Annotated in this window: 14 protein-coding genes; 9 read left to right on the top strand and 5 right to left on the bottom strand. The window is 50.6% G+C overall.

The window, feature by feature from the left end:
* Positions 1-118 precede the first annotated feature (118 nt).
* From hemA to kdsA, 6 genes are read left to right on the top strand one after another with little or no spacing between them, the layout of a single operon-like run.
* Entirely contained in the window at positions 119-1,375 is a 1,257-nt protein-coding gene (gene hemA / locus C4F37_RS20150) for a glutamyl-tRNA reductase (protein WP_000173201.1), read from the top strand.
* A gap of 41 nt (positions 1,376-1,416) precedes the next feature.
* Complete coding sequence (gene prfA, locus C4F37_RS20145; RefSeq protein WP_000804726.1) at positions 1,417-2,499, top strand: peptide chain release factor 1; 1,083 nt, start codon at positions 1,417-1,419, stop codon at positions 2,497-2,499.
* The gene (gene prmC, locus C4F37_RS20140; RefSeq protein ID WP_000456474.1) at positions 2,499-3,332 is read left to right on the top strand and encodes a peptide chain release factor N(5)-glutamine methyltransferase; all 834 of its coding nucleotides are present in this window, start codon (positions 2,499-2,501) and stop codon (positions 3,330-3,332) included. Before prfA ends, prmC begins: the two co-directional genes overlap by 1 nt.
* Entirely contained in the window at positions 3,329-3,721 is a 393-nt protein-coding gene (gene sirB2, locus C4F37_RS20135; RefSeq protein WP_000200375.1) for an invasion regulator SirB2, read from the top strand. The genes prmC and sirB2 overlap by 4 nt, the downstream gene beginning before the upstream one ends.
* A 3-nt stretch (positions 3,722-3,724) precedes the next feature.
* The gene (gene sirB1, locus C4F37_RS20130; protein WP_001257054.1) at positions 3,725-4,534 is read left to right on the top strand and encodes an invasion regulator SirB1; all 810 of its coding nucleotides are present in this window, start codon (positions 3,725-3,727) and stop codon (positions 4,532-4,534) included.
* A gap of 35 nt (positions 4,535-4,569) precedes the next feature.
* Complete coding sequence (kdsA, locus tag C4F37_RS20125; protein ID WP_000811065.1) at positions 4,570-5,424, top strand: 3-deoxy-8-phosphooctulonate synthase; 855 nt, start codon at positions 4,570-4,572, stop codon at positions 5,422-5,424.
* Positions 5,425-5,571: 147 nt separating this feature from the next.
* Here kdsA and C4F37_RS20120 read toward each other — a convergent pair whose 3' ends face one another.
* Positions 5,572-5,679, bottom strand: a complete 108-nt coding sequence (locus C4F37_RS20120) for a type I toxin-antitoxin system toxin Ldr family protein (RefSeq protein WP_000170954.1) — start codon at positions 5,677-5,679, stop codon at positions 5,572-5,574.
* 405 nt (positions 5,680-6,084) lie between these two features.
* Entirely contained in the window at positions 6,085-7,185 is a 1,101-nt protein-coding gene (chaA, locus tag C4F37_RS20115; RefSeq protein ID WP_000063608.1) for a sodium-potassium/proton antiporter ChaA, read from the bottom strand.
* 269 nt (positions 7,186-7,454) lie between these two features.
* Here chaA and chaB point away from each other — a divergent pair, with 269 nt between their 5' ends.
* Positions 7,455-7,685, top strand: coding sequence for a putative cation transport regulator ChaB (gene chaB, locus C4F37_RS20110; RefSeq protein ID WP_001146444.1), 231 nt, complete (start codon positions 7,455-7,457; stop codon positions 7,683-7,685).
* A gap of 145 nt (positions 7,686-7,830) precedes the next feature.
* Positions 7,831-8,526, top strand: a complete 696-nt coding sequence (chaC, locus tag C4F37_RS20105) for a glutathione-specific gamma-glutamylcyclotransferase (protein WP_001295621.1) — start codon at positions 7,831-7,833, stop codon at positions 8,524-8,526.
* A gap of 43 nt (positions 8,527-8,569) precedes the next feature.
* On the opposite strand, the gene ychN is transcribed toward chaC, so the two are convergent.
* On the bottom strand, positions 8,570-8,923 hold the full coding sequence (ychN, locus tag C4F37_RS20100) for a DsrE/F sulfur relay family protein YchN (RefSeq protein WP_001169659.1): 354 nt from the start codon (positions 8,921-8,923) through the stop codon (positions 8,570-8,572).
* Between the two features lie 184 nt (positions 8,924-9,107).
* Between ychN and ychO the strand changes: the two genes are divergently transcribed.
* Complete coding sequence (gene ychO / locus C4F37_RS20095; protein ID WP_001538647.1) at positions 9,108-10,502, top strand: inverse autotransporter invasin YchO; 1,395 nt, start codon at positions 9,108-9,110, stop codon at positions 10,500-10,502.
* On the opposite strand, the gene narL is transcribed toward ychO, so the two are convergent.
* Positions 10,503-11,153, bottom strand: coding sequence for a two-component system response regulator NarL (gene narL, locus C4F37_RS20090; protein WP_000070491.1), 651 nt, complete (start codon positions 11,151-11,153; stop codon positions 10,503-10,505). It abuts the gene before it with no gap.
* Positions 11,146-12,942 carry a nitrate/nitrite two-component system sensor histidine kinase NarX gene (gene narX / locus C4F37_RS20085; RefSeq protein ID WP_001773897.1) on the bottom strand — a complete coding sequence of 599 codons (1,797 nt, stop codon included), beginning with the start codon at positions 12,940-12,942 and terminating at the stop codon, positions 11,146-11,148. The genes narL and narX overlap by 8 nt, the downstream gene beginning before the upstream one ends.
* Positions 12,943-13,155: the final 213 nt, after the last annotated feature.

The following is a 13,155-nucleotide window of genomic DNA, read 5'->3' as shown; positions in this document are numbered from 1 at the left end:
GAATCTAACGGCTTTCGGCAATTACTCCAAAAGGGGGCGCTCTCTTTTATTGATCTTACGCATCCTGTATGATGCAAGCAGACTAACCCTATCAACGTTGGTATTATTTCCCGCAGACATGACCCTTTTAGCACTCGGTATCAACCATAAAACGGCACCTGTATCGCTGCGAGAACGTGTATCGTTTTCGCCGGATAAGCTCGATCAGGCGCTTGACAGTCTGCTCGCGCAGCCGATGGTGCAGGGCGGTGTGGTGCTGTCGACGTGTAACCGCACAGAACTTTATCTCAGCGTTGAAGAACGGGATGACCTGCAAGAGGCGCTCATTCGCTGGTTGTGTGATTACCATAATCTCAACGAAGACGATCTGCGTAATAGCCTCTACTGGCATCAGGATAACGATGCGGTCAGTCATTTAATGCGCGTTGCCAGTGGGCTTGATTCTCTCGTCCTTGGCGAGCCGCAGATCCTCGGTCAGGTTAAAAAAGCGTTTGCCGATTCGCAAAAAGGTCATATGAAGGCCAGCGAACTGGAACGCATGTTTCAGAAATCTTTCTCTGTGGCGAAACGCGTTCGCACTGAAACAGATATCGGTGCCAGTGCTGTGTCTGTCGCTTTTGCGGCTTGTACGCTGGCGCGGCAGATCTTTGAATCGCTCTCTACGGTGACGGTACTGCTGGTTGGCGCGGGCGAAACCATCGAGCTGGTGGCGCGTCATCTGCGCGAACACAAAGTACAGAAGATGATTATCGCCAATCGCACTCGCGAACGTGCCCAAATTCTGGCAGATGAGGTTGGCGCGGAAGTGATTGCCCTGAGCGATATCGACGAACGTCTGCGCGAAGCCGATATCATCATCAGTTCCACCGCCAGCCCGTTGCCGATTATCGGTAAAGGCATGGTAGAGCGCGCATTAAAAAGCCGTCGCAATCAACCAATGCTGCTGGTGGATATTGCCGTTCCGCGCGATGTTGAGCCGGAAGTTGGTAAACTGGCGAATGCTTATCTTTATAGCGTTGACGATCTGCAAAGCATTATTTCGCACAACCTGGCGCAACGGAAAGCTGCTGCTGTGGAGGCGGAAACTATCGTCGCCCAGGAGGCCAGTGAATTTATGGCATGGCTTCGAGCACAAAGCGCCAGCGAAACTATTCGCGATTATCGTAGCCAGGCAGAGCAGGTTCGTGATGAGTTAACTGCTAAAGCGTTAGCGGCCCTTGAACAGGGCGGCGATGCGCAAACCATTATGCAGGATCTGGCATGGAAACTGACTAACCGCCTGATCCATGCACCAACAAAATCACTTCAACAGGCCGCCCGTGACGGGGATAACGAACGCCTGAATATTCTGCGCGACAGCCTCGGGCTGGAGTAGCAGTACATCATTTTCTTTTTTTACAGGGTGCATTTACGCCTATGAAGCCTTCTATCGTTGCCAAACTGGAAGCCCTGCATGAACGCCATGAAGAAGTTCAGGCGCTGCTGGGTGATGCGCAAACCATCGCTGACCAGGAACGTTTTCGCGCATTATCTCGTGAATATGCGCAGTTAAGTGATGTTTCGCGCTGTTTTACCGACTGGCAACAGGTTCAGGAAGATATCGAAACCGCACAGATGATGCTCGACGATCCTGAAATGCGTGAGATGGCGCAGGATGAACTGCGCGAAGCTAAAGAAAAAAGCGAGCAACTGGAACAGCAATTACAGGTTCTGTTACTACCAAAAGATCCTGATGACGAACGTAACGCCTTCCTCGAAGTCCGTGCCGGAACCGGCGGCGACGAAGCGGCGCTGTTCGCTGGCGATCTGTTCCGTATGTACAGCCGTTACGCCGAAGCCCGCCGCTGGCGTGTAGAAATCATGAGCGCCAGCGAGGGTGAACATGGTGGTTATAAAGAGATCATCGCCAAAATTAGCGGTGATGGTGTATATGGTCGTTTGAAATTCGAATCTGGCGGTCATCGCGTGCAGCGTGTTCCTGCTACGGAATCGCAGGGTCGTATTCATACTTCTGCTTGTACCGTTGCGGTAATGCCAGAACTGCCTGATGCAGAACTGCCGGACATCAACCCAGCAGATTTACGCATTGATACTTTCCGCTCGTCAGGGGCGGGTGGTCAGCACGTTAACACCACCGATTCGGCAATTCGTATTACTCACTTGCCGACCGGGATTGTTGTTGAATGTCAGGACGAACGTTCACAACATAAAAACAAAGCTAAAGCACTTTCTGTACTCGGTGCTCGCATCCACGCTGCTGAAATGGCAAAACGGCAACAGGCCGAAGCGTCTACCCGTCGTAACCTGCTGGGGAGTGGCGATCGCAGCGACCGTAACCGTACTTACAACTTCCCGCAGGGGCGCGTTACCGATCACCGCATCAACCTGACGCTCTACCGCCTGGATGAAGTGATGGAAGGTAAGCTGGATATGCTGATTGAACCGATTATCCAGGAACATCAGGCCGACCAACTGGCGGCGTTGTCCGAGCAGGAATAATGGAATATCAACACTGGTTACGTGAAGCAATAAGCCAACTTCAGGCGAGCGAAAGCCCGCGGCGTGATGCTGAAATCCTGCTGGAGCATGTTACCGGCAGAGGGCGTACTTTTATTCTCGCCTTTGGTGAAACGCAGCTGACTGACGAACAATGTCAGCAACTTGATGCGCTACTGACGCGTCGTCGCGATGGTGAACCCATTGCTCATTTAACCGGGGTGCGAGAATTCTGGTCGTTGCCGTTATTTGTTTCGCCAGCGACCTTAATTCCGCGCCCGGATACGGAGTGTCTGGTGGAGCAGGCACTGGCGCGGTTGCCTGAACAACCTTGCCGTATTCTCGATCTCGGGACGGGTACCGGGGCGATTGCGCTGGCGCTGGCCAGCGAGCGTCCGGACTGCGAAATTACCGCTGTAGATCGTATGCCAGATGCTGTCTCTCTGGCGCAACGTAATGCCCAGCATCTGGCTATCAAAAATATCCACATTCTGCAAAGCGACTGGTTTAGCGCGCTAGCCGGGCAGCAGTTTGCGATGATTGTCAGCAATCCGCCGTATATTGACGAGCAGGACCCACATCTTCAACAAGGCGATGTCCGCTTTGAGCCGCTCACTGCGCTGGTTGCGGCAGACAGTGGAATGGCAGACATCGTGCATATCATCGAACAGTCGCGTAACGCGCTGGTATCCGGCGGCTTTCTGCTTCTGGAGCATGGCTGGCAGCAGGGTGAAGCGGTGCGACAGGCATTTATCTTCGCGGGGTATCATGACGTCGAAACCTGCCGTGACTATGGGGATAACGAGCGCGTAACGCTCGGCCGCTATTATCAATGACAAGTTTTTCTACGTTGCTTAGCGTTCATCTCATTAGTATCGCGCTTTCTGTTGGGCTATTGACCTTACGTTTCTGGCTACGTTATCAGAAGCATCCACAGGCATTTGCTCGCTGGACGCGCATTGTGCCGCCGGTTGTCGATACGCTGTTATTGTTAAGCGGCATTGCGTTGATGGCTAAAGCGCACATCCAGCCATTTTCCGGGCAGGCACAGTGGCTGACTGAAAAGCTGTTTGGAGTTATCATTTATATCGTTTTGGGTTTTATTGCACTCGATTATCGTCGTATGCACAGTCAGCAGGCGCGCATTATTGCCTTCCCGCTGGCGTTGGTGGTGCTGTACATCATCATTAAACTCGCCACCACAAAAGTACCGTTACTGGGGTAAGTCATGAGATCGTTAGCTGATTTCGAATTTAATAAAGCGCCATTGTGCGAAGGCATGATCCTGGCTTGCGAAGCAATCCGCCGCGATTTTCCCTCGCAAGATGTTTACGACGAACTGGAGCGTCTCGTTAGTCTGGCGAAGGAAGAAATTAGCCAGCTTCTGCCATTAGAAGAGCAGCTAGAAAAATTAATCGCGCTGTTTTACGGCGAATGGGGGTTTAAAGCCTCACGCGGCGTTTATCGTCTTTCCGATGCATTATGGCTGGACCAGGTGTTAAAGAATCGACAGGGCAGTGCGGTATCATTAGGTGCGGTTTTATTATGGGTCGCGAATCGTCTCGATTTGCCGCTGCTGCCGGTGATTTTCCCTACGCAGCTGATATTGCGCATTGAATGTCCGGATGGCGAAATTTGGCTGATTAATCCTTTTAACGGTGAATCGTTAAGCGAACATATGCTGGATGTGTGGTTAAAGGGAAATATCAGCCCGTCGGCGGAACTGTTTTATGAAGACCTTGATGAAGCTGATAACATTGAGGTAATCCGCAAATTGCTGGATACACTCAAAGCTTCGTTGATGGAAGAAAATCAGATGGAGCTGGCGTTACGCACCAGCGAAGCTTTATTACAATTCAACCCGGAAGATCCCTATGAAATTCGCGATCGCGGGTTGATTTATGCGCAACTGGATTGCGAACACGTTGCGTTGAACGATTTAAGTTATTTCGTTGAACAGTGTCCGGAAGACCCGATCAGCGAAATGATCCGTGCGCAAATAAATAACATCGCGCATAAACATATTGTGCTGCATTAATTAATCGACATTTTACTCAAGATTAAGGCGATCCTATGAAACAAAAAGTGGTTAGCATTGGCGACATCAACGTAGCAAATGACCTGCCGTTCGTACTGTTTGGCGGTATGAACGTGCTGGAATCTCGCGATCTGGCGATGCGCATTTGCGAGCACTACGTAACCGTGACCCAGAAACTGGGTATCCCTTACGTGTTCAAAGCCTCTTTTGACAAAGCCAACCGCTCCTCCATCCACTCTTATCGTGGACCGGGCCTGGAAGAAGGGATGAAAATCTTCCAGGAGTTGAAGCAGACTTTTGGCGTGAAAATTATCACCGACGTTCACGAACCAAGCCAGGCACAGCCCGTTGCTGATGTTGTAGATGTGATTCAGTTGCCGGCGTTTCTTGCTCGCCAGACTGACCTGGTTGAAGCCATGGCGAAAACCGGTGCGGTAATTAACGTCAAGAAACCGCAGTTTGTCAGCCCGGGACAGATGGGTAATATCGTTGATAAATTCAAAGAAGGCGGCAACGAAAAAGTGATTCTTTGCGATCGCGGTGCTAACTTCGGCTATGACAACCTGGTTGTTGATATGCTGGGCTTCAGCATCATGAAGAAAGTGTCTGGTAATTCGCCGGTGATTTTCGACGTTACCCACGCACTGCAATGTCGCGATCCATTTGGCGCAGCTTCCGGCGGTCGCCGTGCTCAGGTGGCTGAGCTGGCAAGAGCCGGTATGGCGGTAGGTCTGGCGGGGCTGTTTATTGAAGCGCATCCGGATCCGGAACATGCGAAATGTGATGGTCCATCCGCGCTGCCGCTGGCTAAACTGGAACCGTTCCTCAAGCAAATGAAAGCGATTGATGATCTGGTGAAAGGTTTCGAAGAACTGGATACCAGCAAGTAATCTTTTTGTTTGAAAAATAAAGTCTTAGCGTTCTGCGTTAAGACTTTTTTTATGGGTGCCGGATACAAAAAAGGCCGCAGGCTGTTACCCCTGCGGCCGGTTTCGGGCGCATATTGCCATCACGGCAGCCTGACGCCCGTTTTCACCTTACTTCCGGTTACGCCACCAGCCGACAATCGCTGCGGTAATAATTCCCGCCAGGATCGGTGCTGCCAGGTCGTGCCAGAAAATCATGGCAAACTGCGCGAGCGTCATATAGCCGCCTTGTTGTAATGACAACATTTTGCGGCTATTCTTGGATTGTTGATGGTTCAAGATTAGCCCCCGTTCTGTTGTCAGGTTTTACCTCTCAACGTGCGGGGGTTTTCTCTTTCCAGCAACCAATGCCACCAGGGATAAAGCCCCCGCAACATTGCGCCTCACCGGATAACGCCGGCTTGGTGTGGATACTACGTCGCAATTCATCTTCACTTCATCCCTGAAATGTTTGCATTGAAGAGTACATTCCGGCTTTTCAACAGCTGTTGCAGTGGTTTCGTGCAGGTTGTGGTACAGGCTCGCAATTCTGATTAACGACCTGTCCAGGTAGTATGAAGAAATACAATAAGCAGGAATTTATATTATCTCCCCCGATTTCCGTCATCGGAGGAGATATAACTGTCAGGCAAATATCGTCATCAAATAGGCGGCAAACAGTGCCAGATGCGCTGCGCCATTGAGCACGTTAGTTCGTCCGGTGGAGAAGGAGATATGGCACAGTACTAAAGAGGCCACCATCACCACCATTTCTGGCGCACCAAGTGCAAACTGCAATTCGTTACCCGTCATAAAGGCAATTAGCGTGACGACAGGTACGGTAAGCGAAATGGTTGCCAACACTGAACCAAAGAACAGATTCATCGCGCGCTGGACCTGGTTATTCAACACTGCTTTTAACGCACCTAAACCTTCCGGCGACAGAATCAACAGAGCCACCAGGAAGCCAGTAAAGGCGACAGGCGCATTCATGCTGTCGAGCAATGTCTCCAGCGGGCTGGCGTTCATTTTGGTGACTGCAATAACGGCAATCAGATGGACAATCAACCAGATGGCATGCCACAGGCTGCTATGGGCAGACGGTTTACCGTGGTGCGGGTCGTCATCATCACTGTCATCTTCGTGCTCGTAGACAAACAAACTTTGATGCGTTTTGGTCTGGATCAGCAAAAATACGCCATACATTGCCGCAGAAATTAATGCTACCAGTAACGCCTGACCTGTTGAAAAATTCGCCGCAGGCAGAGCCATTGGAAATACCAGTACGATTATCGCCAGGGGGAACAGCGCAATTAAATACTGCTTGATACCAAACAGATTCATATATTGGGTGGCAAACTTACGTCCGCCCAACAATAATGAAAAGCCAACCAGCCCACCTGTAACAATCATAATGATTGAATAGAGCGTATCACGCATTAGCGTTGGCGCGGCGTCGCCGGTTGCCATTAAAGCTGAAATCAAACTGACTTCAAGAATAACCACTGAAAGGCTAAGAATAAGCGAACCGTAAGGTTCTCCCAGGCGATGGGCTAATACGTCCGCATGACGGACAACACTAAAGGCGCTACTTAAAATACCAATAAGCGCAAGAAGATTGATGGCAATGACCACTGGTAGTGTCTGGCTGCTTCCCCACAGGAACAGCACTACCAGCGCCAGAACCGGGAAAATAAGCGAAGTCTCCTTGTGGCGGGTTTTTACCGCCTCTTGAGCATTTGACATTATGGTTATCCCTTTGCAGATGAATTTATCGAAAATGTAAAAAATAGGTAGGAAAAATAACAGAAATTGTCTGGATATCGGTAACATTTTACGAATTTTTACCCCGCTGTCGATTTTTTACTCATTTGGGCATAAAAATAAGTAATACGTTTAGACAATGTTTGTTTTAGCACTTCTTAAGAAGAGTCTGACATGAAAATTCTTATGTTTTGGCAAGAGTAGATATTGCTGACCACACTTAATGTTCAACTTTGTAAAAGGAGTCAACGATGCCGTATAAAACGAAAAGCGATCTGCCGGAAAGCGTAAAGCACGTGCTTCCGTCTCATGCCCAGGATATCTATAAAGAAGCGTTCAACAGCGCATGGGATCAATATAAAGATAAAGAAGATCGGCGTGATGACGCCAGTCGCGAAGAAACAGCGCATAAAGTGGCCTGGGCTGCTGTGAAGCATGAATATGCCAAAGGGGATGATGATAAATGGCATAAAAAATCGTAAAACTAAAGCTATTCGTGCGGTGTTGCCTTGCAAGTGGTCCGTGGATTGCATATTGTCCCGTTAGTGGTTTCAAAATGAGCAGTAAAAATGTCCGGAAGACACCAAAAAGTTGTCGCAGGGAAGTATGCAGTGGCGGAGGTGTAAGGTGATAACGCGTGATTTCTTGATGAATGCCGATTGTAAAACGGCATTTGGTGCCATTGAAGAATCACTCTTATGGTCAGCAGAACAACGGGCGGCTTCGCTGGCGGCGACGCTGGCTTGTCGACCTGATGAGGGACCGGTGTGGATCTTCGGTTATGGATCGTTGATGTGGAATCCGGCACTGGAGTTTACCGAGTCGTGCACCGGTACACTGGTTGGATGGCATCGCGCGTTTTGCCTGCGCCTGACCGCCGGGCGCGGGACTGCGCACCAGCCGGGACGAATGCTTGCACTGAAAGAGGGCGGACGCACCACAGGCGTCGCCTATCGACTGCCAGAAGAGACGCTGGAGCAGGAACTAACCCTGCTGTGGAAGCGCGAGATGATTACCGGCTGTTATCTGCCAACCTGGTGTCAGCTTGATCTTGATGATGGACGCACAGTAAACGCCATTGTGTTTATTATGGACCCGCGACATCCAGAATATGAATCTGACACTCGCGCTCAGGTCATAGCGCCGTTGATTGCGGCGGCGAGCGGTCCGCTGGGAACCAATGCACAATACCTGTTTTCACTGGAACAGGAGCTTATCAAACTGGGAATGCAGGACGATGGGCTGAATGATTTGCTGGTATCGGTAAAAAAACTGCTGGCGGAGAATTATCCGGATGGTGTGTTACGGCCGGGATTCGCCTGAGTAAACTTCCCTCATAGTGGGGCGTCAGACGCCCCCTCAAACATTAAAATGTGAGCACTTTATCGGCTGACAGCGTCCATTGCGCCAGTTCAACAAGAGTACCGATTTCCACCCCATCAATCAGAGGAAGTGTACTAATCCCGCGCCCGTCGGTACAGGTTTTGCACAATTTCACCGGTACATTCTGAGCGGTAAGGATCTCCAGCATTTGCTGAATGTTGTAGCCTTCCCCTGGTTTTTGCCCGCGCAACCCGGCTGTGACCGCATCAGACATCAGGAACAGACGCAGATCCAGATTGTTCTCCTGCTCTCGTAACGCAATGGCCAGCCGCAAGCTGTTAAACAAGGATTCGCTCCCGTAAGGTGCGCCATTGGCAACGATCACGATTTTTTGCATTATTTACTCCTGTATTCAGGGAATTAGACACTCATCTTCTATCTTACTGCTTCTGCAGCGTCTGACCAATCGGTCACATTTTTAAGGATTTTCCTGAAAGCGCGAGAAAATACGACAAAAGGTGCCAGTAATCGTTATTCTTTAAGGCTATGGTTTTTCATTTTTACCGGAAGTTACCGACGTTTTGAGCCGTTTCGTTCCTCGCATTATTCCGTTTTATTTACTCTTGCTGGCGGCAGGCGGTACAGCTAACGCACAATCTACCTTCGAGCAAAAAGCGGCAAGTCCCTTTGATAATAGCAATGATGGTCTGCCGGATTTAGGCATGGCACCTGAAAATCATGATGGGGAAAAACACTTTGCTGAAATTGTGAAAGATTTCGGCGAAACCAGTATGAATGATAACGGGCTGGATACTGGCGAGCAGGCAAAAGCTTTCGCATTGGGAAAAGTCCGCGATGCGCTTAGTCAACAGGTTAATCAGCACGTAGAGTCCTGGCTATCACCGTGGGGAAATGCCAGTGTTGACGTCAAAGTGGATAACGAAGGACATTTCACCGGCAGTCGTGGAAGCTGGTTTGTGCCGTTACAAGATAATGATCGTTATCTCACCTGGAGCCAGCTTGGTCTTACTCAGCAGGATGATGGGCTGGTGAGCAATGTGGGCGTTGGGCAACGCTGGGCGCGCGGCAGCTGGCTGGTGGGTTATAACACTTTTTATGACAACTTGCTGGACGAAAATCTTCAGCGAGCGGGCTTTGGCGCTGAAGCGTGGGGCGAATATTTGCGACTATCGGCAAACTTTTATCAGCCGTTTGCTGCATGGCATGAACAGACAGCCACGCAGGAACAACGGATGGCGCGCGGGTACGACCTGACAGCCCGGATGCGCATGCCGTTCTATCAACTCCTCAATACCAGTGTCAGCGTAGAACAGTATTTTGGTGATCGTGTCGATTTGTTTAACTCTGGTACGGGTTATCACAATCCCGTCGCGTTGAGTCTGGGATTAAATTACACCCCTGTGCCCTTAGTCACTGTGACGGCCCAGCATAAACAGGGTGAAAGTGGCGAGAATCAAAATAACCTCGGGCTGAATCTTAACTACCGCTTTGGTGTACCGCTCAAAAAACAACTTTCTGCGGGCGAGGTTGCCGAAAGTCAGTCGTTACGTGGTAGTCGCTATGACAATCCGCAGCGAAATAATCTGCCGACTCTTGAGTACCGACAGCGAAAAACGTTAACGGTGTTTCTGGCGACACCTCCGTGGGATCTAAAACCTGGCGAAACAGTGCCGCTGAAATTACAAATCCGCAGTCGTTACGGTATTCGGCAACTGATTTGGCAGGGCGATACGCAGATATTAAGTTTGACGCCGGGCGCACAAGCCAACAGTGAGGAGGGCTGGACGCTGATCATGCCTGACTGGCAAAACGGGGAAGGCGCAAGCAATCACTGGCGATTGTCAGTGGTGGTGGAAGATAACCAGGGGCAGCGTGTCTCCTCCAATGAGATCACGCTAACGCTTGTCGAACCGTTCGACGCATTGTCAAACGACGAACTGCGCTGGGAACCGTAATCAGAAAATGCGCTCCTGATGCACCCATACCGCTGCTTCCACGCGAGACTTGAGCTTCATTTTCTTCAGCATGTGCTTGACGTGCACTTTTACTGTGCTTTCGGTGATGTCCAGGCGGCGGGCAATCATCTTGTTCGGCAAACCCTGGGCAATCAGCTTGAGAATATCGCGCTCGCGTGGGGTTAACTGGTTAACGTCGCGCTCAGTAGTGGCACGGTTTGCGCGCAAGCTGGCGGCCAGAACAGGCGTTAATGCTTCGCTTAATACCATTTCGCCAGCAGCTGCCTGATGTAACGCTTTCAGCAGATCTTCCGGTTCCATATCTTTTAACAGATAGCCATCCGCGCCGCGTTTCAGTGCGGTGACCACATCTTCTTCATGGTTAGAGACGCTGAATACCACAATGCGACCGGAGAGGGACTTTTCGCGCAGTTTATCCAGCGTTTCCAGACCGTTCATGCCGGGCATATTGAGATCTAACAGGATCAGATCGGGATCAAGAGATTCCGCCAGTTCAATACCCTGTTCGCCATTACTCGCTTCGCCAACCACAGTGATATCTGGTGCCATACTGATAAGCTGTTTTACGCCAGTTCGCAACATCGGGTGATCGTCGATCAGCAGGATAGTAGCCGGTTCCTGATTACTCATGGGTATCTCCTTGGACGTCTGTGAAAGTTTTTTCGGGAATAAAGGTGACCACCACTTCGGTGCCACCTGATTCACGACGGCGGACGCGGCAATCGCCTCGTAAACTTTGCGCACGGTCGCGCATTATTATCATGCCGTAGTGATTGCTGCGGATGGCATTTTCAGGCACGCCGCAGCCGTTATCCTGGACGGTCAGTTTGACCTGATTATCGTTTTGCGCCACCGTCACCACGACCTCACTCGCTTGCGAATGTTTGAGGGCGTTACTTAATGCCTCACGGGCAATTTGCAACAAGTGGATTGCCTGATGCGAAGGCACCAGACGAGGCGGCAATTGATAATCCAGCTTCACCGGGAAGCCAAATTTGGCGCTGTACTCTTCGCAACTCGCCTCCAGCGCCGGACGTAATCCAGGCTCGGTGAGCTGCAAACGGAATGTGGTGAGCAATTCACGCAACTGCACCCAGGATGCATTCAGTTCGTTACGGATCTGACTTAACAGTTCGCGGCTGCTTTCTGGCAGCGCATCGCCCTGCATCTGTAAGCAACTCACCTGCATCTTCATGCAAGAGAGAGATTGGGCAATAGAATCATGCAGTTCGCGCGCAATGGTGGCACGCTCTTCCATCACGATCAACTGTTGCTGACGTTCCTGATGGCGATCCAGCGCCAGCGTGGCGGTGAGTTGTTCAACCAGGGTATCCACCAGTTGTTGTTGATCATGGCTAAGATGACGCCCCTGCGGCAGGGTCGCCAGCAAAATACCGTACTGCGTATGAGTGTCAGCCAGCCGCCACTTCAGGGTTGTGCCGCGATCGCCAACGGGTAATACGCCGCGCGGGCAGAGCTGGCAGCCTTTATCATCACAAGTCATATCTGACTGGCAGGTAAACTCCTGATGATTCTCTTCATCATCAGTGTCATACACCCGCAGTTCGATATCACGTAGCAGGGTTAAATTCTGTAAGTCGTTGAGTACAGGTGACAGGCGTTCACACAGCGGGGCGCGGGAATGCAAACGGCGGTTAGCCTGCCATAAAAAAGAGAGGATCTGATTTTTATGCTCCAGCCCGGCGGTTTTCTCCTGAACCCGCTGCTCAAGTACGGCATAACTTTCCGCCAGTTCTGCAGACATATTGTTCAACGCAGTTCCAAGCATCGCCATTTCGTTGCGCCCGCTGATGTTTGCGCATTGGGTAAAATCGCGATGGCTGACGGCACTCGCCATTGCCAGCAGTTGCCGCCACGGTTGTAGCAATCTCGCCCGCAACCAGATAATAGTGAATACCAGTAAAAGTGCCATAAATACCGCCATTACCCGATGGACCAGCACCACTGTCTCAATGCGCATTTCCGTGGTGCGATCAAAACCAGATACCAGCTGATCAAGCCCGGCAACAAACTGGCTGACATCCGCTGACACCGTTTCGCGGTTTTGTGCACGTATCAGTGCAGGGATCAGTTCATTACGCCAGTAATCTTGTAAACCCTGTAATTGCGCCAGTTGCCCGTCTCGTTCTGCTGCTCGAGTCAACTCGGCGCTAAATGCTGTTTGTTCCATCTCTTTAATTAAGGGCTTGTCTTTCTCGCTTAATGGCACTGCTGCCAACAGACGGTAACTTTGCATGCGCAGCGATCCCGCTTTGTTGATCGCATGGGCGCTGCCCTGAACGCCTTGCACCAGCCAGCCAGAAACCGCCATCCCTGCCAGTCCAATAGCAGTAGAAAGCAACACAATAAGCGCAACCTGATTAACCAGGGTGAGCGGAGAGAGACAACGTTTAAGCATGTAAACCTCTTCCTTCAGGCTTTAAATGAGCAATAACCTTAATGAATGTGATGATACATTCTGGAATGGCAGTATTCTCGGCTATTGGCTGAAGTATACCCATACCCGGAAAGAGTTACTCCTTATTTGCCGTGTGGTTAGTCGCTTTACATCGGTAAGGGTAGGGATTTTACAGCACCGTGAAAAATCTCATAATTTTTATGAAATCACTGT

This window comes from Escherichia sp. R1 (assembly GCF_003000935.1).
GTDB lineage: Bacteria > Pseudomonadota > Gammaproteobacteria > Enterobacterales > Enterobacteriaceae > Escherichia > Escherichia coli.
The sequence above is the reverse complement of the archived record's forward strand: the minus strand, read 5'-3'. Positions and strand labels throughout refer to the sequence as shown.